Source organism: Streptomyces sp. NPDC094034 (assembly GCF_040303865.1).
Lineage (GTDB): Bacteria > Actinomycetota > Actinomycetes > Streptomycetales > Streptomycetaceae > Streptomyces.
This window is the reverse complement of the sequence record NZ_JBEOUD010000030.1, coordinates 40,177-63,886: the sequence shown is the minus strand read 5'-3', so window position 1 is coordinate 63,886 and position 23,710 is coordinate 40,177. Positions and strand designations below refer to the sequence as shown.

Below are 23,710 nucleotides of genomic sequence, written 5' to 3'. Positions count from 1 at the left end.
CACCATGAAGAGCCCTCTGCTGTCCCTGCCCGGAGCCGTCGCCGCCGAAGGACAGGACGAAGGTGTCGCCGCCCACTACGGTGATCTGTTCCGCGAACAACGCGCCCTCGCCGATGGCACCGGCCTGGTGGATCTCTCGCACCGCGGAGTCGTCACCGTCACCGGGGACGACCGGCTGAGCTGGCTGCATCTGCTGCTCACTCAGCATGTCAGCGAGCTGCCCGCCGGCCGGGCCACGGAGGCGCTGATCCTGTCCCCGCACGGCCATATCGAGCACGCGCTGTATCTGGTGGACGACGGCGCGACGGTCTGGGCGCATGTTGAGCCCGGCACACAGGAGGCGCTGATCGGCTATCTGGAGTCGATGAAGTTCTTCTACCGGGTCGAGGTCGCGGACCGTACGGACGACTTCGCGGTCGTCCATCTGCCGGCGGGCTCCATCGCCGAGGCGCCCGAGGGCGTCGCGGTGCGCGAGACCTCGTACGGCCGGGATCTGTTCCTGCCCCGCGCCGACCTGGAGTCGTACGCCGCCGCGCACGGGCCGGTCGCCGGGATCCTCGCGTACGAGGCGCTGCGGATCGAGGGGCACCGGCCGCGCCTCGGCTTCGAGACCGATCACCGGACCATCCCGCACGAGGTGGGGCTGATCGGTACCGCCGTCCATCTCGACAAGGGCTGCTACCGGGGTCAGGAGACCGTGGCCCGCGTGCAGAACCTGGGCAAGCCGCCGCGTCGGCTGGTCTTCCTGCACCTGGACGGCAGCGAAGTCCATCTGCCGGGGCATGGCACACCGGTCCGGCTCGCCGCCGATGGTGCCGAGGGGCGTCAGCTGGGCTTCATCACCACCTCGGCCCGCCATCACGAGCTGGGGCCGATCGCGCTGGCCCTGGTCAAGCGCAATGTGCCGCTGGACGCGCCACTGCTGGCGGGGGACACGGCGGCGGCGCAGGAGACGGTGGTCGAGGCGTAGCCCGTTGGCCGCCTCTCCCGTACGGGCTGCGGGCTGCCTCCCGTACGGGCCCACGGGCCGCGGGCCGCCTCCCGTGCGGTCGCCGGGGTCCCGGGGTGTCTCCCGTACCGCGCCTCACATGTCGAGCAGCACCGTGAACGGGCCGTGATTCGTGAGCGAGACGCGCATGTCCGCTCCGAACCGGCCCGTCTCCACCTTCGCGCCCAGCGCCCGCAGCTGTGCCACCACCTCGTCGACCAGCGGTTCGGCCACCGAGCCCGGGGCCGCCGCGTTCCAGGTGGGGCGGCGGCCCTTCCGGGCGTCCCCGTAGAGAGTGAACTGCGAGATCACCAGGAGCGGGGCGTTCACTTCTGAACAGGACTTCTCGCCCTCCAGCAGCCGGATCGACCAGAGCTTGCGGGCCAGCCGTTCCGCCTGCTCCGCCGTGTCCTCGTGGGTGACTCCCACCAGCACACACAAGCCCTCACCGATGATCTCGCCGACGGTTTCCGGCCCGGACTCCGTCATGACCACGACGCTCGCGCCGTCGACTCTCTGCACCACTGCACGCATACGGATCAACCTATCGGGGGCCGAACGGGTGCAGAGTGCCCGCATACGCGGTCGTGGGAGTGGCACGATGCACGGAGGCGGTGCGTTCTGCGTACCTGTCGAGGGATGGGGGTTCCCAGCGGATAGGGGCAGGGGTCTCTCAGCGGAGCGAGGGGAAGTACGCGCGATGAGCACATCTGGCGCCGGGCAGGCGCCCGGTCCCGTACCGACGACCCGTACGACCACCGGGACAGGCAGCGGACCGGCCGCCGGTCCTGGCACGGACCACGGGCCGGGAGCGGTGGGCCCGGGAGCCGCGGGGCCGGGAGCGGCGGGCCCGGGGAGCGGCGGGCCCCGGCCGCCCGTGCAGCGGACCGGCGGTGAGGGCACGCTGCCCGCGCCCCGGCCGTACGACTTCGGTGTGCTGCGGCTGCCGGAACTGCGCGCGCTGCGCCGTGACTCGCAGCGGGACGAGGCCGATCTGAGCTATCTGCGGCGGCTTCTCCAGGGCAGGATCGACATCCTGCGGGCCGAGCTGGCCCGTCGTACCGCCCCCGAGACCCGGGTGGTCGACCGGCTGTCGGAGATTCTGACCGACACTCCCTCCCGGCACCGCTCGTCAGCCCGCCATGTCACGCTCTCCACCCCGCGCAGCGAGGAGTACCGCCTGCTGGCCGCCGAGACGCTCGCCGAGGTGGAGCTGTCGGACCTGGCGGCCCGTACGGACGAGGAGCTGCATACGGCGATGGGGCGGCTGGTCCGCAACGAGCAGCAGCTCTCGCGCCGCCGCCATCAGTTGCAGCGGACGGCGGACGACTGTAGCGCGGAGATCGCCCGCAGGTACCGTGAGGGTGAAGCCCAGGTGGACGATCTGCTGACGTAGTGATTCCGTCTGACTCCGTGTTGATTCCGTGTTGATCCGTACCGTCCCAACCGCCCGCTGATCACAGTGGATCCGTGCGGATCCGTGTGGGTCCGTGCGGATCCGCGCCGGACCGCGCGAGCGGGTGCCCCCAGTACCGGAAGGCCGATGATGTCCTCCAGCTCCCATGTCATACCGTCGGCCGTACCGCCGGTACTCGCCGAGGTCGTGCGCTCCGGCTTTGTCGAGGGCAGTCACCGGGGAACGCTGGTGCTGCTGGCGGCGGACGGCACGGTCGAGCTGGAGCTCGGAGACCCCGAGGCCCCGGTCTTTCCCCGCTCCAGCAACAAGCCGATGCAGGCCGCGGCCGTGCTGCGGGCCGGGGCGGAGCTGTCCGGGGAGCGGCTGGCGCTGGCGGCGGCGAGCCACGCGGGCGAGGGGTTCCATCTCGCTCTCGTCCGTACGATGCTCGCCGAGCACGGGCTGACGACCGACGATCTGCGGACGCCGCCCGATCTGCCGCTCGACCGGGTGGAGGCGGAGGCGTATCTCGCCGCCGGCGGGGTGCGGGAGCGGATCGTCATGAACTGCTCGGGCAAGCACACCGGGATGCTGGCGGCCTGCGTACACAACGGCTGGCCGACGGAGAGCTATCTGGACCCGGCGCATCCGGTGCAGAAGCTCGTCCGGATGGTGATCGAGGAGACGGCGGCCGAGCGGGTCGCCACGATCGGTACGGACGGCTGCGGCGCCCCGCTGATGGCGATCAGCCTCACCGGTCTCGCCCGCGCCTTCCGCCACTTCGTCCTCGCGGCGCCGGGTTCGGCGGAGCGGCGGGTGGCGGACGCGATGCGGGCCCATCCCGAGTACGTCGGGGGGACGCGCAGGTCCGACACATTGCTGATGACGGAGATGCCGGGCACGCTCGCCAAGACGGGCGCGGAGGCGGTTCAGGCGGTGGCGCTGCCGGACGGCCGTGCGCTGGCCTTCAAGATCGACGACGGCGGGAGCCGGGCGCGGGGGCCCGTGCTGAAGCGGGCGCTCCAACTGCTGGGCGTGGAGGCCGAGGTGCTTGGCCGGATCGGGCGGGCGCCACTGCTGGGCGGCGGTGTGGAGGTCGGGGCGGTGCGGGCGGCGTTCTGAGGTCGTCGGGGACTGGCCGTTTTCGACCGTCCGTTTTCGACTGTCCGTTGTGGACTGTCCGTTCTGGACCGTCCGTTGTGGACCGTCCGGGTCTCCGGGGTCTCCAGGGGCTCCTGGGGTTCGGGGAGTGTCCGGGGCGCCGGTCGCCCGGCGGAAATCCGGATGCGGCGGGCCGCCGGGACCGCCTAGCGTGACGACCATGAGCACTGTCGACGTCCGTACGGTCACCGAATCCGAGTATCCCGACTGGCTGCGCGCCCTGGCCACCGGGTTTCTACGGGCGCCGGGCGGCTCGGACGAACAGACGGCCGCGCGGACGGCGCACCTCGAACCGGCCCGTACGCGCGGCGCCTTCGACGAGGGGCGTTGCGTCGCCACGTTCCGGTCCTTCGCGCAGAAACTGACGGTCGTCGGCGGCGCCGTGCTCCCGGCGGACGCGATCAGCAACGTGACCGTCTCGCCCACCCACCGTCGGCGCGGACTGCTCAGCCGGATGATGGCCGCCGATCTGGCGGCGGCGAAGGAGCGCGGAGACGCCGTCGCCACACTGATCGCCGCCGAATACCCGATCTACGGGCGGTACGGGTTCGGCCCCGCCGCCGGGATCACCGAGTGGGCGATCGATGTGGCGCGTACGGGACTTGATCCACGGTGGTCGGGGCCCGACAACGGCGGCAGGATCGATCTGGTCGACCTCGCGGACGTCCGGAAACTCGGCCCCGGCCTGCATGAACGCTTCCGGGCGCGGCAGCACGGCGCGATCGACCGCGACGAGCGCTGGTGGAGGGTCGACACCGGTCAGACGCCGTCAGGCGTGCCCTGGACGGAGCCCTTCAACGCGGTGTACCGCTCGGCGGCCGGTGAGATCGAGGGCCTGGTCACCTACGCGTCCGACGACAACTGGGGCGATGCCAAGCAGCCGCTGAACACCGCGTCGGTACGGAAGCTGATCGCGCTGACCCCGGCGGCGGAGCGGGCGCTGTGGCACTTCGTCTGCTCGATCGACTGGATCACCACGGTCAGGACGGGGTACCGCGCCCCGGACGATCTGCTGCCCCGGTTCCTTCCCGATCCCCGCGCGGCACGGATCGTGACGCAGGCGGACTTCCTCTGGGTGCGGATCCTCGACACCGTACGAGCCCTGGAGGCGCGTACGTACGCCGTGCCGGCCGCGCTGACGCTGGAGATCCACGACAAGGCCGGTCTGGCGGGCGGGCGGTTCCGGCTGGAGGGGACGCCGGAGGGCGGGGTCTGCGCGCCGACCACGCAGTCCCCGGACATCGCCCTGGACGTACGGGAGCTGGGTGCGCTGTATCTGGGGGACGAGTCTGCGCTGCGCCTCGCCGCGCTCGGCCTGCTGACCGAGGAGCGGCCGGGGGCGGCGGCGGTCGCGGAGACGCTGTTCCGGACGGCGCGTCGTCCCTGGTGCCCGGACGTCTTCTGACGGCGGACGACGGAGATCGTCTGAGATCACGTTCCGTACGGCCCGGCCGCCCGAGGCCCTCAGGCCGTCCGCACCCTGAACAGCACCCCCGACAGCCCGAGCGCGAGCGCCAGCAGCCCGGCGCACCACGCCAGCGCCACCCAGGGCGCCGAGCCGACCGGCAGTCCGAGCAGCAGTCCGCGCAGCGACTCGATGACCGAGGTGACCGGCTGGTGGTCGGCGAAGCCGTGGAGCCAGTCCGGCATGGTGTCGATCGGGACGAAGGCGCTGCTCGGGTAGGGCAGGAACATCATGAAGAACGTGAACCCGCCCGCCGCCTCGGGGGACTTGGCGAGCAGACCGATCGCCGCCGAGAGCCAGGAGATGGCCACGATGAAGGCGAACAGGATGCCGGTGGCGGCGAGTGCGGCTGCGGGTGTGGTCGACGGGCGGAAGCCGATGAGGAGGGCGACGCCGAGGACGAGCGCCGTCGAGACGACGTTACGGGCGACGCTCGCCGTCACATGCCCGGCGAGGATCGGCGCGCCGCCGATGTCGAGGGAGCGGAAGCGGTCGATGATCCCGCCCTTCATGTCCTCGCTGACGCTCACGGCGGTGCCGGCCGAGCCGAAGCCGGCGCAGAGGAGCAGGACACCGGGGACGACGTAGGTCACATACTGCGTGCCCGTGTCGATGGCGCCGCCGAAGAAGTAGACGAAGATCAGCATGAGCATGATCGGCAGCATCATCGCGGTGATGACGGCGTCGATATTGCGCCTGCTGAGACGGATGCCGCGACCGGCCATCGTGAGGGCGTGGGTGCGGGAGGACGCGAGCGCGTCAGACATGGGTGGGCTCCTGCTCCTGGCTCTGCTGCTGCTCCTGGCTCTGGTTCTGGCTCTGGCTCTGGCTCTGGTTCGGGTTCTGCTGGTGGCCGGTCGCCGGGGCCGCGCCCGTCAGCGCGAGGAAGACATCGTCGAGGGTGGCGCCGTGCAGCGCGAAGCGCGCCACGTCCGTACCGTCCGGGTCGATCTCGTCCAGCAGGGCGCGCACCCGCGCGGCGGTGCCGTCGGTCGGCAGCCCGAGCGTGAGGCTCTCGGGCGCGTGGTGGACAGCGCGGGAGGCGAGGCGGAGATAGGCCTCGCGGCTGGTCAGTACGAGATCGAGACGGTGGCCCGCGACCCGGCTCTTCAGCTCCTCCGCCGTACCCTCCGCGACCACCAGACCGTGGTCGACCACCGCGATACGGTCCGCCAACTGGTCGGCCTCCTCCAGGTATTGGGTGGTCAGGAAGACGGTGGCGCCGCGCGCGGAGAGATCCCGTACCACCTGCCACAGCTCCTGGCGGCTGCGCGGGTCGAGGCCGGTGGTCGGTTCGTCCAGGAACACCACCTCGGGGTCGCCGACCAGACCGGCGGCCAGATCGAGCCGGCGCCGCATGCCACCGGAGTAGGTGACGGCGAGCCGCCCGCCCGCGTCGGCGAGGCCGAAGCGGTCGAGGAGCCCAGCGGCGCGGCGCCGCGCGTCGGCCCTGGAGAGCCCGTTGAGGCGGGCCATCATGCGGAGGTTCTCCTCGCCGGTCTGTTTCTCGTCCACGGCGGCGAACTGCCCGGTCAGGCTGATGGCGCCGCGTACCCGGCGCCGGTCGGCGACGACGTCGTACCCGGCGACCCGGGCGGTGCCGCTGTCGGCGGTGGTGAGGGTGGTGAGAATCCGTACGGCCGTCGTCTTGCCCGCGCCGTTGGGGCCGAGGAGTGCGAAGACCGTGCCGCGTTCGACACGAAGATCAATCCCGCGCAGGACTCTCACCCGCGCGGTTCCGCTTCCGTACGACTTTTCGAGGCCGGTGGCCTCGATGGCCGGGTGCGAGGTCATGGACATCCCCCTTCTTCCTCTTTGTTCCGCTGTTCTGCCGCTGATCAACTGCGTATGGCATACGCGCTACTGTGTAAGAGTTACGCATTACTAGGATGGGCGTCAAGCGGGGAGCGGGCGGAGAAGGGTGGACACGATGGCGATCGCTGATGGTGCCGGCGGCGCAGGCGGAGGCGCAGACGCAGGCGGAGGCGGTACCGAGTCGCCCGTCGGCGGTACGGGGCTGCCCGCCAGCATCGAGGCCGCCTGGGGACTGCGGGAACGCCCGGCCAAGGGCCCCAAGCCCGGCATCGGCCTGACGCGGATCGTCGACGCGGCGGTCGGCGTCGCACGGGCGGAAGGGCTGGGCGCGGTCTCCATGGGGCGGGTCGCCAAGGAACTGGGCGTCTCCACGATGTCGCTGTACCGCTATGTCGCGGCCAAGGACGAGCTGTACGTCCTGATGCATGAGGCCGCCATCGGCGCGCCCCCCGCCCCGCCGGAGCCCGGCACCGGCTGGCGAGAGGCGCTGGCCCACTGGGCGTGGACACAACGCGCGGCGTACCACCGGGACCTGTGGGCGCTGCGCATCCCGATCTCGGGCCCGCCCGTGACCCCCAACTCGGTGGCGTGGTGGGAGCGCGGCCTCAACGCCCTGGCCGGCACAGGGCTGGACGACGGCACGAAGATATCGGTGATCCTGCTGGTCAGCGGCTTCGTACGGAACGAGGCGATGCTGATGTCCGACCTGGACACGGCCATCAAGGCAAGCGGCTCATCGGCCCAGCAGGTCATGGCGGGCTACGGACGCACTCTCCGCAGACTGGCCGACCCGGCCCGCTACCCGGCGGTCGCCGAACTGCTGGCGGCCGGCGGCCTGGACGGCGAGGACGGCCCGGACACGGAGTTCACCTTCGGCCTCGACTGCGTGCTGGACGGGGTCGAGGCGATGGTACGGAGGCGGGGGCGGGCGAGTTAGCCCGTCAGCCCCTCAGCCCGTTGGTCCGTCAGCCGGGCGGTCGGGCGGTCGGGCGGTCCGGCCGTCAGACCGTCAGACCGTCAGCAGGACCTTTCCCAGCAGGCCGCGGCCCTCGATCGCCCGGTGCGCGTCCGCCGCCTCGTCCAGGGGGAACGTGCCGCCGATCACCGGGCGCAGACGGCCCGCCGCCGTTTCCGCCAGGGCTCGCGCCGCCAGCCGTACCCGCTCCCGCCGTGGGATCTGCACATCCGCGATGCCCAGCAGCCTGATCTTCCGGTCCGCCGCGTGGCGCGCGTCCACCGGGGCGAAGCCGCCCGTCGGCGCGCCGTGCGCCGAGAAGCGACCGCCGTCCGCCGTCAACGGGAAGGCCGACAGGCCCATCTCACCTCCCACGCCATCCAGAACGACATCCGCGCCCCGCGCGCCCAGCGCCTCGCGGGCGCGCGCCGGCCAGTCGTCGCGGGCTCCGTCGATCACGGCGTCGGCGCCCAACTCCCGTACGAGAGCGGTCTTCCGCTCGCCCCGCGCGACGGCCACGACGTACGCGCCCCGGGCCTTGCCGAGTTGGACCATCAGCGTCCCCATGCCGCCGGACGCGCCGGTGATCAGTACGCGTTCGTCCGCGGTCACCCCGGTGAGGTCCATGAGGGCCAGGGCGGTGACACCGTCCTGGAACACCGCGGCGGCCGTCTCGAACGGGAGGCCGTCCGGTACGGGCACCAGCGACTCGACCGGGGCCGCGACCAGTTCCGCCGAGCCGTCGGTGATGCCGATCGAGGCCACCACGCGGCGTCCGGTCCAGTCGGCGTCCACCACCTCGCCGACCGAGCGCACCGTACCGGCGACCCCACCGCCCAGGATGTGCGGGGGCCGCACGGGGAAGTACTCCTGCTTCTGGCCCGCCCGTACCTGCGTCTGTACGAAGATCGTGTCCACCACCGCGACGGCGATCACCACCTCGGCGGGGCCCGCCACCGGGTCGGGCACCTCGGCCGTCACCAGAACCTCGGGACCCCCGAAAGCCGTCACCCGAACCGCGCGCATATCCCCACTCCTTCTTCGCCGCGCCACGCGCCGTCGCGTTGTTCGCCGCGTTGTTCGCCGCGTCATTCGGCGCGTCGTTCGGCGCGTCGCGTCCCGTGTCGCTCCTTACGACGAGTCTTGAACGTCAAGTCCGGTTGAGGTCAAGCGCCGTGTGCGCCGTGTGCGCCGCGTACGCCGCGTACGCCGCGTACACGAAGATCACGGCCCGCACCCGGGCCAGGCGCTCACGGGGTAGTCGACATACCCCTCGGCCCCGCCCGTGTAGTACGTACCGGGGTCACCGGTCGCCAGTTCGCGGCCCAGCGCGAATCGCGTGACGAGGTCGGGGTTTGCGATGAAGTGCGTGCCGAAGGCGACGGCGTCGGCCGTCCCCGCTTCGATGACGGCGTTCCCGGACTCGCGGCCGAATCCGAGGTTCACGATCAGGGGTCCGTCGAACCGCCGCCGGAAGCGCGCGAACGCGTCGACGTCGGGGCCGTCACCCGGCGTGGCGGGGGCCGGTCCGCGCAGGTGCAGATACGCGAGGGGGCGGTCGCCCAACTCCGCCACGAGTTCGTCGTACGCGGCGAGCGTCGCCTCGTCGGGGGTGAAGCGCTCGGCGGTCCAGTAGGGCGAGAGACGCACCCCGACCCGCCGTCCGTCCCAGGGTGCGGCCGCCGCGTCGATGATCTCGAACAGCAGGCGTCGTCGGCCGGTGCGGTCGGCCCCGTACGCGTCGGAGCGCCGGTTCAGCCGCGGGTTGAGGAACTGCGGTATGAGGAACGAGCCGAGGGCATGGACCTCGACCCCGTCGAACCCGGCGCGCCGGGCGTTCGCCGCCGCCGCGCCGTACTCCGTGATCGTGGTCGCGATGTCGGCGGTGGTCATCTCCCGGGGAGTGACGGTGTCCTTGAAGCCGCTCGGGGTGTACGACCTCTCGTGCGGGTTGACCGCCGAGGGCCCGGCCGGCGGCTCTCCCCCGAGGTGATCGGGGTGAGAGGCGGCGCCGGTGTGCCAGAGCTGGAGGACGATACGGCCGCCCAGTGCGTGGACGAGGTCGGTGACCCGGCGCCACGCGGCGACCTGCTCCTCGCTGTAGACGCCGGGAACGCCGGCGAAGCCGATCGCGCGCTCGCTGACCCAGGTCCCCTCGGTGATGATCAGCCCGGCGGAGGCCCGCTGGCCGTAGTACGCGGCATGCATCCCGGTCGGCAGCAGCTCCGCGTTGACCGCGCGGGCGCGGGTGAGGGGGGCCATCACCACCCGATTGGGGAGCCGGAGGTCCCCGAAGCGCGCGGGCCGTAGCAGCGGCTGGTCAACGGTGGTCGGCGGTGTCGTGCCTGTCCTGAGGTCCGTCGTGGTGGTCATGGGTCACCTTTTCTCGTCTCTCCCCGTCAACAGGGGTGTGCTGAGGTTGACGGAGCGCGACGAGAAAAGGTGACCGATGGGCGGGCAACAGGACCAGGACCGGCTTGCGGAACGATTCGAGACGCACCGCGCCAGGCTGCGGGCGGTCGCCTACCGGATGCCCGGCTCGGCCGGCGAGGCGGACGACGCGGTCCAGGAGGCGTGGCTGCGGCTCAGCCGCGTCGATGCCGACGGTGTCGGCAACCTGGCCGGCTGGCTGACGACGGTGGTCTCGCGGGTCTGTCTCGACATGCTGCGCTCCCGTGCGTCACGCCGGGAGGACCCGGTGGACCCGGTGGGGCAGGGGCCCTCGGACCGGATCGACGCCGCCCGTGACGCCGCCCGTGACGCCGCCCGTGACGGCGACGGCGCCGGGGGCGACCCCGAAGAGGAGGCGGTGCTGGCCGATTCGGTCGGCAGGGCGCTGCTCGTGGTGCTGGACACGCTGGGTCCCGCCGAGCGGGTCGCCTTCGTCCTGCACGACCTGTTCGCCGTGCCGTTCGACCGGATCGCGCCCATCGTGGAGCGCTCACCGGTCACCACGAAGAAGCTCGCCAGCCGGGCGCGCCACAAGGTACAGGGCACCCCCGCGGTGCCCGGCGCCGATCCCGGCCGGCACCGGCAGGTCATCGAGGCCTTCCTCGCCGCCTCACGCGGTGGCGATCTGAACGCGCTTCTCGCGGTGCTGGCCCCGGACGTCGTACGCCGTGCCGATCCCGCCGCCCTGCCACCGGGCGTGGCGACGGAGGTCCGCGGGGCGCGCGTCGTGGCGGAGGAGACGATGGTCCTCGGCCGCAGGGCACGGTTCGCGGAGGCGGCGCTCGTGAACGGAACCGTGGGAGTCGTCGTCGCCCCGCGCGGCCGGTTGTTCCTCGCTCTCACCTTCACGATCGATGGCGAGAGGATCACCGCGTACGAGGTGATCGCCGACCCGGCCCGCCTTCAGCGGCTCGAACTGGCCGTACTCAACGTACGCGAGGTGCGTGAGGGGCGCGACGTACGCGAGGAGCGTGAGGCGCGTGAGGGGCGCGAGGTGCGTGACGGGCGAGACGGGCGAGACGGGCGAGACGTGCGGGCATGATCGAGCCGCAGAGCCATTCGACAGACCCATCGTTCGTGAATCCGCGTGAGAAGGGCGGCAGGCCGGTATGCCAGAAGGCTGGGAGTGGGACGACACACTGTTCTTGGGCTCGGCCCCCTATTACCGGCGTGGGCGGCTCCCGTACGCGCCCGGGCTCGCGGAGCTGCTCGCCGAGGTCCTGATGCTCGACGGCCGCGGGCGTCTGCTCGACGTGGGCTGCGGGCCGGGCACCCTTGCTCTGAACTTGGCGCATCTGTTCGGCGAGGTGGTCGGCGTGGACCCGGACAGCGGCATGATCGCCGAAGCCGGGCAGCAGGCCGAGAAGGCGGGAGTGGCCAGGAAGGCGAGGTGGGTCCTGGCCCGTGCGGAGGAACTGCCCGCAGGACTGGGGACGTTCACCGTCGCCACCTTCGGTCAGTCCTTTCACTGGATGGACCGTGACCTGGTGGCGGCGACCGTCAAGGGCATGCTCCGGTCGGCGGGTGCCTTCGTCCATATCTCGGACCTGAAGACGCGGACGCGGGCCGTCGACGGTCTCCCCTGTCCGGGGGTGCCGTATACGGCCATCAACGATCTGGTCGGGCGGTATCTGGGCCCCGTCCGACGGGCCGGTCGTGGGGTGCTGCGGTACGGAACGCCCAGCGGTGAGGCCGCCGTGCTCAGCCGGGCGGGCTTCGCGGGACCGGAGCGGCATGTCGTACCCGGGGGGCAGGCGCTGGAACGGTCCTGCGATGAGGTCGTGGCGCTGGTGTTCTCGACATCCTCGTCCGCGCCCCACCTGTTCGGCACGCGGCGCGGCGACTTCGAGGCGGATCTCCGCCAACTGCTGGGGGAGACCTCACCGTCGGGTCGCTTCTCCGAACGTCAGCCGGGCACCGAGGTCTTCGTCTGGCGCGTGCCGTCCGCCCGGTGAGCGCGGGTCACGGCCGACGGAGGGGAAAGCGGAGGGAAAAGGGGAGCGGAAAGAGGAGTACCCACTCCTTTCCACTCTCAACGTATAGCGCACCGGGGGGCTTGCGGCAAGACCCGGGTCGTGCCGCAGAATCGCTGGCCGAGGCCGGAATGCCAAGGCCGGAAAGCCGAGGCCGGAACGTACACGGGGTGGTCGAGCCGTAGGCCTCGGCGACCTGAACCGACAACGGCCACGGTGTCCACGCGATGCCGGAGCCTTGCCCGCCGTGGTCGCCGCCAGGCCCGTCCCGCCGGTCGGTTCCGCCGGTCGGTTCCGCCGGTGGGTTCCGCCGGTCGGTCCCCGTCCCGCCGGTCCGTCCCCGTCCCGTCCTGCCGCACGCCGTGCCGCACGCAATGGCCGCAAGCGGCCTCAGATCGGAGCTGATCAGTGAAACCCCTGACCACCAGCGCGTTCGACCTTCCCGACCGCCTCGCCCCCAAGGCCGACCCCACGCTGATCGCCGACGACGAACAACACTTCGCGGCCATCGCGGAGTGCCTCGCGCAGTCCATCGCCGACCTGTCCGACCGCCTCGACGCCGAGCGCAAGGCGCCCGGCGGCATAGGCCGGCAGGCGATGGACCGGGACATGGAGATCCACCGGCTGACCGCTCGTCTGCGCGCACTGCGCCGCTTCGGGCTGGACCTGTGCCTCGGACGCATGGTCGGCACCGACAGCGCCGAGCCCGTGTACGTGGGACGACTTGGCCTCACGGACAGCGCGGGCCGCCAACTGCTCCTCGACTGGCGTTCCCCCGCGGTCGAGCCGTTCTTCGGGGCCACGCACGCCAACCCGATGGGTCTGGCGAGCCGCCGCAGGTATCGCTGGACCCGCGGCCGGGTCAGCGACTACTGGGACGAGGTGTTCACCTCGGACGGGTTCGCCGGGCACGCCGCCCTCGACGACCAGTCCGCCTTCATCGCCAGCCTGGGCGGCAACCGGTCGGCACGGATGCGGGACGTGCTCGGCACCATCCAGGCCGACCAGGACGCCATCATCCGCGCGGGATCCCGCGGCGCTCTCGTCGTCGACGGCGGTCCGGGTACCGGGAAGACGGTCGTGGCTCTGCACCGCTCCGCCTACCTCCTCTACGCCGACCCGCGCCTCGGGCACCGGCGGGGCGGCGTGCTGTTCGTGGGTCCGCACCAGCCCTACCTGGGGTACGTGGCCGATGTCCTTCCCAGCCTCGGAGAGGAGGGTGTGCAGATCTGCACCCTGCGGGACCTCGTCGCCGAGGGAGCCGCGGCGGCGGTCGAGGCCGATCCGGGGGTGGCCCTCCTGAAGTCGTCCGCGAACGTGGTGAAGGCGGTCGAGACAGCCGTCAGGTTCTACGAGGAGCCGCCCGCCAAGGGGATGACGATCACGACCCACTGGTCCGACATCTGGCTGAGCGCCGACGACTGGGCCGTGGCGTTCGAAGCGGCGGAACCCGGTACTCCGCACAACGAGGCGCGCGAGCAGGTCTGGGAGGAACTGCTCACGATCCTGGTGGACAAGCACGAAGGCGATGTCTCCGACGACCAGCTCCGCACGTCGCTGCGGCGGAACAGGGAACTGGTCACGGCCTTCAACCGCGCGTGGCCACTGCTCGAAGCGGCCGACCTCGTCGGAGACCTGTGGTCGGTACCCGCCTATCTGCGGATGTGCGCTCCCTGGCTCGGCCGCGACGACGTGCAGCGGTTGCAGCGCGCGGAAGCCCAGGCCTGGACGGTGTCCGACCTGCCCTTCCTGGACGCGGCTCGGCAGCGGCTCGGCGACCCGGAGACGGCGCGGCGCAAGCGTCGGCACGAGGCTTCCCTCGCCGCCGAACGCGAGCAGATGGCCAAGGTCGTCGACGCCCTGCTGGAGTCCGAGGCCGAGGGTGACGGCGAAGGGGTGCTGACGATGCTGCGCGGCGAGGACGCACGGCACAGCCTGGTCGACGAGAGCGCCGCGACCGGCATCGAACCGGATCTGCTCGCGGGCCCGTTCGCGCACATCGTCGTGGACGAGGCTCAGGAACTGACCGACGCGGAGTGGCAGATGCTGCTGCTCCGCTGCCCGTCCCGGAGTTTCACCATCGTCGGGGACCGTGCCCAGGCCAGGCACGGGTTCACGGAGTCGTGGCGGGAACGGCTGGAGCGGGTCGGGCTCGACCGGATCAACCTGGCCTCCCTGAGCGTCAACTACCGGACGCCGAAGGAGATCATGGCCGAGGCCGAGCCGGTCATCCGGGCCGTACTCCCGGACGCCAATGTGCCGACCTCCATCCGTGGCGGCGAGGTCCCCGTCGTCCACGGACCCGTGTCCGATCTGCGCCCGATCCTCGACACCTGGCTCGCCGCACATACCGATGGGATCGCCTGCGTCATCGGCGACCCCACCTTCCGGACGACGTCCCGCGTACGGTCGCTGACCCCGGAGCTGGCGAAGGGCCTCGAATTCGATCTCGTCGTCCTCGTGGACCCGGAGGCGTTCGGCGAGGGCGTCGAAGGCGCGGTCGACCGCTATGTCGCGATGACCCGGGCGACCCAGCGACTCGTCATCCTCACGAGCTCCTGACGTTCCAAGGGCTGTCACGTATACGCCCGCCCTCGCCCGCGTCCCGCCATGCCCAACGGCGCGCGGTTCCACAGCGATGTCACGAGGCCCTCTCGACTCCGCCCGCGAGCGGCCCGGATACAACCTTCGCGGCCCGTCGCGAGTCAGAGACGCCGCGATGAGATGAGGGCCTTCGTATGACCGGGCCACCGGAACTGACAGGCCACAGGAACGGCATATGATGCGCCTGCCCCTCATAAAGATCACATAAGAGGATGTACACGTCATGACCATCGGTGCCCCGTACCGTACCCTTCGCGGCATATCCGTCGCCGCCCTCCTCGCGATCGGCGCGGTGGGATGCTCGGACGTCTCCGAGGCCATCGACAGTGCCAAGGACGGCGCGAAGAAGGTGGCTCGCCAGCGCTCGGTGTTCTCGCTGGACATCGGCGACTGCTACAACCCGTCCGGCAAGGCCGAGGGGACGGCGTACACCGTCGAGATCGTGCCCTGCGACGAGGCGCACGAGGGACAGGCCGTCGGCGAGTTCACGATCGACAAGGGCGGGGAGTACCCCGGTGACGACGGGATCTCGACGATCGCCGACGAACGCTGCCCGGCCGAGGCGCAGAAGCACGCCCCGGACACCTGGGCGCTTCCCAAGGGCGTCGCCCTCTTCTACTACACCCCGACCAAGGAGAGCTGGGCGACGGGCGACCGTGCGGTGAGCTGCACCTACACCATGGAGAAGGGCACGTTCAGCGGCTCGCTGGACACCGCCAAGTCCCTCAAGCCCGAGCAGACCACATACCTCACGGGCTCGAACGCGGTCTACGAGACCCTGTGGGCGACCCAGTCCGAGAAGGACGCCGTCGAGGACGACCTGGATGGCTACAAGGCGCAGGCCAAGGCCGTCGCGGCTGCCCTCGACGCACACGTCAAGGGCCTGGACGGCATCGAGGGCACCGAGGTCGGCAAGCTCCGCGCCACGCTGACGAAGGCCGCGGGGAGCTGGAAGAAGGCCTCGAAGGCCGCCGACGCCGACGCGTTCTACCTCGCCTACGACTCGGCGTTCACCGGCATCGACCCGGCCAAGTCGGTCGCCGCCCGCAAGGAACTGGGCCTGGCCACCACCGTCCCGGCCGATGACGCCGAGGTCTGGGCGGGCTGACGCTCCGTCGGATCAGCGGGGCCGTGACCGTCAGGGACCGGCCCCGCTTCCTTGATGGCGCGCCGGGGCGAACCCGGCCCATGGCCACGCCATTGCTCAGCGCCCTCGCGCCCCGGGGCTTTCAGAAGCGGCGCGCCTCGGGGCTTTCAGACGCGGCGCGCGGCCCACACCGTGCGCTCGGTGCGTACCGTCAGGTCGTCGCGGCGCAGGATGCTGTGGGGGCTCTCGGTGTCGAGCAACTGGTCGAGAGCCGCGAGGTCTTCGGTTCCCAGCTCCTGGGCGAGGCCCCCGCGCACACGGGTCAGGCTGCTCAGCGCGTAGCGGCCGACGGCCTCGGTGTGCGGCGGGCCCAAGTTGACGGTGATGACGCGTTCGCCCTCGACGGCGAAGCCGGCCGCGGTGAGCTTGGGTCCCCAGTCGGCGCCGCGGTGAGGCATGTGCTCGGCGTGGTGGCGGTCGAGCGCGGCGTGGCAGCGTTCTTCGAGTCCGGGGCGCTCTGCCGGGGCGTCCTCGGGCAGGAAGCGCGGGAAGCCCGCCAGTTCGACGACGGCGAACAGCCCGTCGGGGGCGAGCGTGTCGTGGACCTGGCGCAGGGTGCGGTCGGGGTCGGCCATGTGGTGCATGGAGGCGGATGCCCATACCAGTTCGGGCGTGCCGAGCTCGGGCCAGGCAGCGTCGAGGTCGGCCTGAACGGTGCGTACCCGATCGGCGAGACCGGCCGCCGCGGCCTTGTCTCGCAGGCGGTGCAGATAGGCGGCCGAGGTGTCGACGGCGGTCACCTCGGCCCCGGGGAAGCGCTTGAGCAGGGCGAGGGCGCCCGCCCCGGTCCCGCAGCCCAGATCCACGATGTGGCGGGGGCTCGCCTTGACGGGCAGCCATGCGGTGATGGAGGCGATGTGGTCGGCGAGCACCTCGGCGTCCAGGTCGAGGATCTCCGTCTGGCCGTCAGCGTCGTGATCGTGATCGGGGTTGTGGTTGTGGTCGTGGGCTGGGTGCGGGGCCTGCGGGGATGCGTGTGTCATGGCGGCCACGCTAAGAGGTTCGCGGGCGTCCGACCCGGTCGCTTTCCGGAAGCGCAAGACGGTGGGTGCCTGGCCTGCGCGCCGCGCAAGCCGACGCGACCGACGGCGCGACGGAGCTGTGGGGCGGAGCTGTGGGGCGGCGGGGCCGGGATCAGTGCGACGGGCCGCTCGCGTCCCCTTCGCCGCGGGCCCTGCCGCTGCCGCTGCCGCGGGTGCTGCCGGTGCTGTCGGCGCTGCCCGCGCTCCGCTCGTTGCGCTGGTGGCCTCGGCGGGCGTCGCGGTCGAAGATGCCCAGGACTTCACAGGGCCCGCCTTCCGCGCCGATGGCGTGCGGGAGCATCGTGGGGAACTCGGCGGCCTGGTTGGTCTCCACGCGCAAGCGCCGGTTGCCCAGCAGCAGGACGGCCGTGCCGGAGAGGACGACGAGCCATTCCCGTCCCGGGTGGGCGCGCATGCTCGATGGGCCCTCGGGCGGTGGGTTCGTCATGCGCTGGCGTACGACGGTCATGCCCGGGTCCGCCCGGATGGGCCAGCGCATCACCTGGTGGGCGGCGTCGATCGTCGGGCTGGAGATGACGTCGTCCGTGGCCGTCTCGACCAGCTGGTCGAGCGTGGTGTCCAGGGCGCGGGCGAGGGTGACGAGCTGGTCCACGGCGAGACGGCGCTGACCGGTCTCGATCCGGCTGAGCGTGGAGGGGCTGAGCCGGGCGCGGGTGGCCAGCTCGTCCAGGGACCAGCCCTGCGCCACACGCAGAGCGCGGATCCGCTTGCGTACCAGGCTGTCGAGATCTCCATGATCTTGCGTCATGAGCAACACCCTATGCCTCATACGCAAACAATGAGTTCTCAACCGCCGTCCGGCGCGGCATACACGAAGTCGTAGGTGGCCCAGTCGGTGAGTGTGCGGTAGCCGAGCCGCTGGTACAGGGCGTTGCTGGTGGGATTGGACAGGTCCGCGAACAGCACGACATCCTTCGCGCCCGCGGCCAGCGCGGCCCGGCTGACCTCCGCCGTCACGGCGCCCGCGTAGCCGCGACCGCGCAGATGGGCCGGGGTGTAGACGATGTCCACCTGGATCTGGCCGCCGATCATCGGGTTCATGCCCGCGATGGAGACGGGGGTGCCGTCCGGGGTCTCCCAGAGCGTGTAGCGCTTGTCGGCGTAGCGTGTGCCGGCCCAGGAGCGAGCGTCGATGGTGACATCTTCCCCGACGGCCTTGGCGAACTCGCCGCACCAGTACATGACTTGCTCATGGTCCCGCTCGCCCAGAAGGCGGCCCCGGCCCGCCGGCATCGGCTCCGGCGGGGCGAGCGTGCCGAGCCGGTACAGACGGAGCCGCGTGTCGAGGATCTTCGGCGTCGCGCCGGTGTGCCGCTGCCAGGCCTCGGCGAAGGCGGTGGCGGTGCCGTGGTCCGCGCTGACGGAGGGAAGGGAGTGCCCGAGGGCGACCAGATGGGCGGCGAGAGTGTCGGCCTGCTCGGGCGTGAGCGGGGTGAGGCACAGAGCGCGGGGCGTGAGGCGGTGGAAGGCGCCATGGACCTCGCCCGCCCGCTCCAGCACGCCGAAGACCTGGCCCTCCGCGCCGAACGCCGCCGCCCCTCGCGCCCGCAGCCTCTCGGCCCACGTCAGCGTCATGACGTGGCGGCCGGGCCGCGAGCGCAGGAAGTCCCCGGCCCGGGCGAGGAATTCGTCGACGTCTTCGGTGAGCTGCCAGCCGTCAGAGAACATGCCTCATGATCGCCCACGCCGTGGGTGCCGCGCCCCCGGTTTTCCGTGGGTGCCATGGGTCTCCGGCTGTCCCCCGTGCGAGCTACACGCAGGTGTCCTCTCAGTGGTGACGATCGCGGGGAGCTTGATCCGTAGCGTTCAGAACACCCGCGGTGCTCCGGCCGCGGGTTCGGCGGGCCCGTCCGGTGACGGTAACCGCCCCGATGGTCAGCCGCTTCGGCGGCCGTTCTCAAGCTGGGAGAAAATCATGCTCGCACGTTCCCGGACCACTGTTGCTATCGCGCTCGGCTGTGCTCTTGCCACAGCGGCGCTGGTCGGTTGCGAGGCGTCTTCGTCGGCGGACCGGCAGGTGTCCGCCGACGGGACCACCGACAACGCCGAGGACCGGGCGGGCGGGAAGGACCTGCTGACCGGGACCAAGAAGATCGATGTGGGCGGTCAGTCGGTCAACGTGTCGTGTGCGGGGCGTGAGGTGGCGGACCGGCCGGTCGTCGTGCTGCTGTCCGGGGGCGGGGACGGGCTGGAGAAGCTGGCCGGCCTTCAGAAGACTCTGAGCGGGGAGGGGCGGGTCTGTTCCTACGACCGGCTCGGCGAGGGCGCCAGCGACAAGCCGGCGGGGCCGCAGACGTTGGAGAGCACCGGGGAGGTGCTGAGCGCCGTGCTCGATCAGGCCGCCGGGGACGGCCCGGTGGTGCTGGCGGGGCATTCGCTGGGCGGGCTGATCGCGGGCCGGTACGCGCCCGGCCACCGGGACCGGGTCAAGGGGCTGGTGCTGATGGACGCCACCTCGCCCACTCAGATCGCCGACCTCGTCGAGGGGATCCCGGAGTCGGCTCCTGCGTCCGCCGCCGGGCTGCGCGACCAGACCCTAGCGATTCTGCGGGGCGGGGAGCCGGAACTGCTGACGGTGCCGGACGGGGACGTCCGCTCCGCCGGGGACATTCCGGTGGAGGTGATCCAGCATGGGAAGCAGTACCTCGCCGCGGTTCCCGACTACGGGCCCGGTCTGGAGCGGGCGTGGTCCGAGGGACAGCGCAAGTGGCTCGCGCTGTCGAGCCGCAGCAAGCTGAGCACCGCCGCCGAAAGCGAGCACTACATCTACCTCGACCAGCCCGAAGTCGCCGTGGAGGCGATCGAACGGGTCATCTCGCAGGCCGGGGTGGACGGTGAGTAGAGCGAGCGGTCCCTGGTCAGGCGGCCGTGCCCTGCCGCAACGGCTTGCGTCCCCCCGCCTGCCGCAGCGGCTTGCGTCCGCCCGCCTGCCCCAGCGGCTTACGTCCCCGTCCCTGTCGGAACGCCTCCGTCTCGCCGACACCGGTACCGATATCGCTAGGCTCGCCTCGTGATCGGTTCTCGTCGGCTCCCAGGGTGGTGGCAGCGGCTCGACGTCACGGTCCGTGATCTGCCGCTGGGGCTGCTGATTTTCGCCGGGTCGCTGGTCCCGTCGTTCCAGAACCACGGGACGGACCTCGGCGGCCTGCCCGCCCGCCCGTTCGACGCACTGGCCGTCGTGGCGGTCGCCCTCCAGTGCCTCCCGCTCGCGCTGCGCCGGCGTTGGCCGGTCGGCTGTCTCACCCTCGTGGCGGTCGGCTTCGCCGTCGATCAACTGCGCGGCTACCACTCGTTCGCGGGCACGGCGGTGGTCGTGGCGCTGATGAGTGTGGGGGCCCACCTGGAGCGCCGCCGGCGCGTCGCGGTGGCGGTCTTCTCCGCGGCGTACGTGCCCTTCGCGGTGGCGCTCCACCAACTCGGCGCGGGCGCGGAATCGCCGGCCGGGTTCGGGCTGTACTACGTGGCGCTGGCGCTCCCCTGGGGCATGGGGACGTGGCTGCGCCACACGCGGGAGCTGGAGGCCGAACACCGCCGACGGGTCGCGGAGGACACCCGCGCGGCCGAACGTACCCGTATCGCCCACGAATTGCACGATGTGGTCACCCACCACGTGACGGCGATGATCGTGCAGGCCGAGGCGGCCCGCTATCTGACGGCGGTCCCCGACCGGCTCGACCAGGCCCTGACCGCGGTCACCGACACCGGTCGGCTCGCCGTCTCCGACCTGCGGCACCTGCTCGACCTGCTCAACCCCGACCACGATGCCGACCCCAGGACGCCCGCGGTCGGCAGACTGGGCACGCTCGTGGAGCAGACCCGCCGGGCCGGGCAGCCGGTGGAGTTCACCGAGGAGGGCACAGTGGCGGCGTCGGCCGGAAGCGCCGAGCTGGTGGCCTACCGGGTCGTGCAGGAAAGTCTGACGAACGCCCTCAAGTACGCCCACGGCAGCCGCACTTCGGTCCAGGTCCGGCACGGCGCGCAAGAGATCACCGTGGAGGTCAGCACGGACGGCTCCGGTTCGCCCGTCGCGTCGCCCGCGGGCAGCGGGCGAGGGCTGGCCGGTCTCAGCGACCGGGTCGCCGTCCTGGACGGCGACTTCAGCGCGGGCCCGCAGACGGATGGTGGCTTCGTCGTCCGGGCGCGGATACCCGCCAGGAGCCCGGCGTGAGCGAACCGATCCGGGTGCTGGTCTGCGACGACCAGGTGCTGGTCCGTACCGGCCTGGTGACCATCATCGACGCCCAGCCCGACCTTGAGGTGGCGGGGGAGTGCGGGGACGGGCGCACCGCGGTCGAGCTCGCGGGCACCCTGCGCCCCGACGTGGCGGTGATGGACGTACGCATGCCCGTACTCGACGGAATCGAAGCGACCCGCCTGCTGGCCGGCGCCGGAGTGCCGCACCCCGTGAAGGTACTCGTCGTGACGACGTTCAATCTCGACGAATACGTCTACGAGGCGCTGCGCGCGGGGGCGAGCGGGTTCCTGCTCAAGGACGCGCCGCCGACCCAACTGCTGCACGGGATCCGAACCGTGGCGACGGGCGCGGCGCTGCTGGACCCCGAAGTGACCCGCCGCCTCGTGGGCCGGTACGCCGCGCGGATCAGACCCACCGAGGACGCTTCGCAGCGCGTCCCGCTGACCCCGCGCGAACTGGAAGTCCTCCGCCTCCTCGCGGACGGCCTCTCCAACAACGAGATCGCGGCGACGCTCGTCCTCAGCCCGGAGACCGTGAAGACCTTCGTGTCCCGCATCCTCACCAAGCTGCGGCTTCGCGACCGGGTTCAGGCGGTGGTGTACGCCTACCGGCATGGCCTGGTGAACTGACGGAAAGTCGGCTGCGGCCCGACGGGATGGGCCATGCGGTTCCCGCCGTCGTCGTGTCGTCGGCCGTGCGCTCAGGCGGAGGGGACTTCGTCGTAGGGGACGGCCGTGTTCCCCGTCAGCAGCTTGCCGGCATCTACGCGGCTCGCCTCCGACGGGTGAGGAGGCGAGGTGCTGAGACTCTCGCCCTGCCGTCTACCGTCCACATCCTCACCCGGCTCGAAGCCACTCGGGTCAGGGTCAGCTGCATCTTCTCATCGGACCGGACGTGGGCCTTCATGCTCTTCCTCGCCGACGACGCCGACGCGGTCCTCGCCTGTACGGGAGTCCGCCGAGGTGAGCGGTGACAGTGTCTGCTCACGTGACAACTACTCGTGTCCAGTCCCAGATAACTGTGGGCACCATGGGGCTCTGACCTGCGGTGCTTACTGTTGAGTGGGACGAGCGAGCTCCTCCTGTCCCGCTCAACCGTAGGCAGCCGCCTCTGGGGGTGTGTCAGCGCGCTGCGAGGTGTGCGAGCAGCTCGGCGGCGGGCTTCGGGTGGACGAGCCAGCGCAGGTGGCTTCCCTCAAGTGTCCGGACGTCGAAGGGGTTATCGGGTGTGAGCGCGTTGGCTTCGCGAATCATGCGGTCCTGCGCGGCGAGCGGAATGCTGGCATCGTTGGCCAGGCGCACATAGGTCTTGGGAATCCGGCCCCAGGTCGTGGCCTGTGCCCGGTCGGCGGACGTACCGACGTCGAGGTTCTCATCGGGCTGAAAGGTGTTGAGGAAGGTCCGGAACTCGTCATCGCTGAGGTCGGCGGCGAGCGCTCGCTTGAACGCGGCGAGCGCTGCCGGGTCGGCGGTGCGGAAGTTGGTCCGGAGGAGGCCGAGTTCGGCAGGGTTCCCGACGAGCGTGGCAGCGAAGGCTCCCGCGTCGACATCCGCCATCTCCGGCTGGGCGTAGTAGTCGCTCACGTCCAGATCGACGGGGCACCAGGCGGAGACGTAAGCGATCCGGTCGATCAGCTCGGGCCGGGCGTTGGCGACGGCGGTGGTCGTGATGCCGCCCCTGCTGTGGGCGACGAGGATGGTGGGCCCGTTCAGCTTGGCCCGTTCGAGGACTTCGATCACGCGGGCGGCGTTGTCGGCGAGCGTGATTCCCTTGATGCGTCCCGGTTCTGCGGCGAGGGCGTCGAGATCCTGGGGAGCCTGGTAGGTCGCGGGGAAGGTCGCCTCGAATCCGTGCCCCGGAAGGTCGACCGCGACCGAGCGGTGCCCAAGTTGGGCGAGCTCGGCCTGCAGCGGCGCGAACGAGAACGAATTCGCGAAGGCCCCATGAACGAAAACGAATGTCGGCAGATTCTGCATGCCTCAGCCTCCAACAGAACGATCTTCGGAGCAAGATCAAGGGTTCAGGAGGGATTCGATACGTCTGGCCGTGGCTTCGATGGTGGTGCTGAGCCATGTGCGGCTGGTGCCTCGCAGGGGCGCTTGCATCGGGAAGCGGCGGTGGGCGTATGCCGCACCCGCTTCCCATCCGTGCTGGTCCACGACAGCCGGAACGGCTGCGAAGCCATGCCTGTCACCAGCGGAGCGAAGTCCAGCAGCATCAGACGGTCGCGCTCCAGCCACGACTCATAGCCCACATGCCCGCCGCAGGTCGCCGATCAGTACCAGCCGCACCAGTTGCCCTGACCACGAAATGCTGGGAACCGGCGCTCGGACCGCACCGACTCGAACCGCACCGGCCACAACCGGCTCAAAGACCCCCGCTCGCGGACCCCCGCCGAGCTGACGTACTCCAGCTCGATGTCCTCCGCCGACACCTCATCCCGTCTCAATGGAAGTGGGCCATCGTGAGGCGGTGACCTGGGTGGCTCAGGTTGAGTGAGACGGCAATGGCTGGCCT

Annotated in this window: 21 protein-coding genes; 12 read left to right on the top strand and 9 right to left on the bottom strand. The window is 71.2% G+C overall.

All coding sequences use genetic code 11. The annotated features are described in order from the left end of the window. Positions 1-4: 4 nt before the first annotated feature. A complete protein-coding gene (gene ygfZ / locus ABTZ59_RS24685) occupies positions 5-970 on the top strand; it encodes a CAF17-like 4Fe-4S cluster assembly/insertion protein YgfZ (protein ID WP_351415008.1) in 966 nt (321 codons plus the stop codon). A gap of 114 nt (positions 971-1,084) precedes the next feature. Here ygfZ and dtd read toward each other — a convergent pair whose 3' ends face one another. Then, the gene (gene dtd, locus ABTZ59_RS24680) at positions 1,085-1,522 is read right to left on the bottom strand and encodes a D-aminoacyl-tRNA deacylase (protein ID WP_351415004.1); all 438 of its coding nucleotides are present in this window, start codon (positions 1,520-1,522) and stop codon (positions 1,085-1,087) included. Positions 1,523-1,688: 166 nt separating this feature from the next. Between dtd and ABTZ59_RS24675 the strand changes: the two genes are divergently transcribed. The 3 genes from ABTZ59_RS24675 (at position 1,689) to ABTZ59_RS24665 (ending at position 4,950) form a co-directional block, all read left to right on the top strand. After that, positions 1,689-2,384 (top strand): RsiG family protein, encoded by a 696-nt coding sequence (locus ABTZ59_RS24675; protein ID WP_351414997.1) that lies wholly within the window; start codon positions 1,689-1,691, stop codon positions 2,382-2,384. A 147-nt stretch (positions 2,385-2,531) separates the two neighbouring features. Beyond that, entirely contained in the window at positions 2,532-3,506 is a 975-nt protein-coding gene (locus ABTZ59_RS24670; protein ID WP_351414992.1) for an asparaginase, read from the top strand. A 199-nt stretch (positions 3,507-3,705) separates the two neighbouring features. Continuing rightward, entirely contained in the window at positions 3,706-4,950 is a 1,245-nt protein-coding gene (locus ABTZ59_RS24665; RefSeq protein ID WP_351414988.1) for a GNAT family N-acetyltransferase, read from the top strand. Between the two features lie 59 nt (positions 4,951-5,009). On the opposite strand, the gene ABTZ59_RS24660 is transcribed toward ABTZ59_RS24665, so the two are convergent. Next, positions 5,010-5,777 carry an ABC transporter permease gene (locus tag ABTZ59_RS24660; protein ID WP_351414983.1) on the bottom strand — a complete coding sequence of 256 codons (768 nt, stop codon included), beginning with the start codon at positions 5,775-5,777 and terminating at the stop codon, positions 5,010-5,012. Beyond that, positions 5,770-6,804, bottom strand: coding sequence for an ATP-binding cassette domain-containing protein (locus tag ABTZ59_RS24655; protein ID WP_351414976.1), 1,035 nt, complete (start codon positions 6,802-6,804; stop codon positions 5,770-5,772). The genes ABTZ59_RS24660 and ABTZ59_RS24655 overlap by 8 nt, the downstream gene beginning before the upstream one ends. A gap of 136 nt (positions 6,805-6,940) precedes the next feature. Here ABTZ59_RS24655 and ABTZ59_RS24650 point away from each other — a divergent pair, with 136 nt between their 5' ends. Beyond that, entirely contained in the window at positions 6,941-7,762 is an 822-nt protein-coding gene (locus ABTZ59_RS24650) for a TetR/AcrR family transcriptional regulator (RefSeq protein ID WP_351414965.1), read from the top strand. A 72-nt stretch (positions 7,763-7,834) separates the two neighbouring features. On the opposite strand, the gene ABTZ59_RS24645 is transcribed toward ABTZ59_RS24650, so the two are convergent. After that, entirely contained in the window at positions 7,835-8,806 is a 972-nt protein-coding gene (locus tag ABTZ59_RS24645) for a zinc-binding dehydrogenase (protein ID WP_351414956.1), read from the bottom strand. A 198-nt stretch (positions 8,807-9,004) separates the two neighbouring features. Beyond that, complete coding sequence (locus tag ABTZ59_RS24640) at positions 9,005-10,153, bottom strand: alkene reductase (protein WP_351414951.1); 1,149 nt, start codon at positions 10,151-10,153, stop codon at positions 9,005-9,007. Between the two features lie 76 nt (positions 10,154-10,229). Between ABTZ59_RS24640 and ABTZ59_RS24635 the strand changes: the two genes are divergently transcribed. The 4 genes from ABTZ59_RS24635 (at position 10,230) to ABTZ59_RS24620 (ending at position 15,916) form a co-directional block, all read left to right on the top strand. After that, complete coding sequence (locus ABTZ59_RS24635; protein WP_351414944.1) at positions 10,230-11,273, top strand: sigma-70 family RNA polymerase sigma factor; 1,044 nt, start codon at positions 10,230-10,232, stop codon at positions 11,271-11,273. Positions 11,274-11,340: 67 nt separating this feature from the next. Then, positions 11,341-12,186 (top strand): class I SAM-dependent methyltransferase, encoded by an 846-nt coding sequence (locus ABTZ59_RS24630; RefSeq protein ID WP_351414941.1) that lies wholly within the window; start codon positions 11,341-11,343, stop codon positions 12,184-12,186. A 426-nt stretch (positions 12,187-12,612) separates the two neighbouring features. Next, positions 12,613-14,766, top strand: coding sequence for an RNA polymerase recycling motor ATPase HelR (helR, locus tag ABTZ59_RS24625; protein WP_351414934.1), 2,154 nt, complete (start codon positions 12,613-12,615; stop codon positions 14,764-14,766). 265 nt (positions 14,767-15,031) lie between these two features. Then, the gene (locus tag ABTZ59_RS24620; protein ID WP_351414927.1) at positions 15,032-15,916 is read left to right on the top strand and encodes a septum formation family protein; all 885 of its coding nucleotides are present in this window, start codon (positions 15,032-15,034) and stop codon (positions 15,914-15,916) included. A gap of 146 nt (positions 15,917-16,062) precedes the next feature. Here the strand turns inward: ABTZ59_RS24620 and ABTZ59_RS24615 are convergent, their stop codons facing one another. The 3 genes from ABTZ59_RS24615 to ABTZ59_RS24605 form a co-directional block, all read right to left on the bottom strand. Further along, on the bottom strand, positions 16,063-16,938 hold the full coding sequence (locus tag ABTZ59_RS24615; protein WP_351414918.1) for a class I SAM-dependent methyltransferase: 876 nt from the start codon (positions 16,936-16,938) through the stop codon (positions 16,063-16,065). Between the two features lie 151 nt (positions 16,939-17,089). Further along, positions 17,090-17,746 (bottom strand): helix-turn-helix domain-containing protein, encoded by a 657-nt coding sequence (locus tag ABTZ59_RS24610; RefSeq protein WP_351414908.1) that lies wholly within the window; start codon positions 17,744-17,746, stop codon positions 17,090-17,092. Positions 17,747-17,784: 38 nt separating this feature from the next. Further along, complete coding sequence (locus tag ABTZ59_RS24605; RefSeq protein WP_351414903.1) at positions 17,785-18,666, bottom strand: GNAT family N-acetyltransferase; 882 nt, start codon at positions 18,664-18,666, stop codon at positions 17,785-17,787. Positions 18,667-18,913: 247 nt separating this feature from the next. On the opposite strand from ABTZ59_RS24605, the gene ABTZ59_RS24600 reads away from it, so the two are divergent. The 3 genes from ABTZ59_RS24600 to ABTZ59_RS24590 all read left to right on the top strand — a co-directional run bounded on the left by ABTZ59_RS24600 (position 18,914) and on the right by ABTZ59_RS24590 (position 21,822). After that, the gene (locus tag ABTZ59_RS24600) at positions 18,914-19,840 is read left to right on the top strand and encodes an alpha/beta fold hydrolase (RefSeq protein ID WP_351414894.1); all 927 of its coding nucleotides are present in this window, start codon (positions 18,914-18,916) and stop codon (positions 19,838-19,840) included. A gap of 168 nt (positions 19,841-20,008) precedes the next feature. After that, entirely contained in the window at positions 20,009-21,166 is a 1,158-nt protein-coding gene (locus ABTZ59_RS24595; protein ID WP_351414885.1) for a sensor histidine kinase, read from the top strand. Continuing rightward, complete coding sequence (locus ABTZ59_RS24590; protein WP_351414878.1) at positions 21,163-21,822, top strand: response regulator; 660 nt, start codon at positions 21,163-21,165, stop codon at positions 21,820-21,822. Before ABTZ59_RS24595 ends, ABTZ59_RS24590 begins: the two co-directional genes overlap by 4 nt. Before the next feature lie 492 nt (positions 21,823-22,314). Here the strand turns inward: ABTZ59_RS24590 and ABTZ59_RS24585 are convergent, their stop codons facing one another. After that, entirely contained in the window at positions 22,315-23,169 is an 855-nt protein-coding gene (locus ABTZ59_RS24585; protein ID WP_351414871.1) for an alpha/beta fold hydrolase, read from the bottom strand. Positions 23,170-23,710 lie beyond the last annotated feature (541 nt).

Excerpts from the sequence above, each read along its gene's own strand:
- dtd (WP_351415004.1), bottom strand. The coding sequence starts at position 1,522 with ATGCGTGCAGTGGTGCAGAGAGTCGACGGCGCGAGCGTCGTGGTCATG.
- ABTZ59_RS24610 (WP_351414908.1), bottom strand. The coding sequence starts at position 17,746 with ATGACGCAAGATCATGGAGATCTCGACAGCCTGGTACGCAAGCGGATC.
- ABTZ59_RS24635 (WP_351414944.1), top strand. The coding sequence starts at position 10,230 with ATGGGCGGGCAACAGGACCAGGACCGGCTTGCGGAACGATTCGAGACG.
- ABTZ59_RS24665 (WP_351414988.1), top strand. The coding sequence starts at position 3,706 with ATGAGCACTGTCGACGTCCGTACGGTCACCGAATCCGAGTATCCCGAC.
- ABTZ59_RS24615 (WP_351414918.1), bottom strand. The coding sequence starts at position 16,938 with ATGACACACGCATCCCCGCAGGCCCCGCACCCAGCCCACGACCACAAC.
- ABTZ59_RS24675 (WP_351414997.1), top strand. The coding sequence starts at position 1,689 with ATGAGCACATCTGGCGCCGGGCAGGCGCCCGGTCCCGTACCGACGACC.
- ABTZ59_RS24620 (WP_351414927.1), top strand. The coding sequence starts at position 15,032 with ATGACCATCGGTGCCCCGTACCGTACCCTTCGCGGCATATCCGTCGCC.
- ABTZ59_RS24670 (WP_351414992.1), top strand. The coding sequence starts at position 2,532 with ATGATGTCCTCCAGCTCCCATGTCATACCGTCGGCCGTACCGCCGGTA.
- ABTZ59_RS24650 (WP_351414965.1), top strand. The coding sequence starts at position 6,941 with ATGGCGATCGCTGATGGTGCCGGCGGCGCAGGCGGAGGCGCAGACGCA.
- ABTZ59_RS24660 (WP_351414983.1), bottom strand. The coding sequence starts at position 5,777 with ATGTCTGACGCGCTCGCGTCCTCCCGCACCCACGCCCTCACGATGGCC.
- ABTZ59_RS24640 (WP_351414951.1), bottom strand. The coding sequence starts at position 10,153 with ATGACCACCACGACGGACCTCAGGACAGGCACGACACCGCCGACCACC.
- ygfZ (WP_351415008.1), top strand. The coding sequence starts at position 5 with ATGAAGAGCCCTCTGCTGTCCCTGCCCGGAGCCGTCGCCGCCGAAGGA.
- ABTZ59_RS24645 (WP_351414956.1), bottom strand. The coding sequence starts at position 8,806 with ATGCGCGCGGTTCGGGTGACGGCTTTCGGGGGTCCCGAGGTTCTGGTG.
- ABTZ59_RS24600 (WP_351414894.1), top strand. The coding sequence starts at position 18,914 with ATGCTCGCACGTTCCCGGACCACTGTTGCTATCGCGCTCGGCTGTGCT.
- ABTZ59_RS24585 (WP_351414871.1), bottom strand. The coding sequence starts at position 23,169 with ATGCAGAATCTGCCGACATTCGTTTTCGTTCATGGGGCCTTCGCGAAT.
- ABTZ59_RS24655 (WP_351414976.1), bottom strand. The coding sequence starts at position 6,804 with ATGACCTCGCACCCGGCCATCGAGGCCACCGGCCTCGAAAAGTCGTAC.
- ABTZ59_RS24630 (WP_351414941.1), top strand. The coding sequence starts at position 11,341 with ATGCCAGAAGGCTGGGAGTGGGACGACACACTGTTCTTGGGCTCGGCC.
- ABTZ59_RS24605 (WP_351414903.1), bottom strand. The coding sequence starts at position 18,666 with ATGTTCTCTGACGGCTGGCAGCTCACCGAAGACGTCGACGAATTCCTC.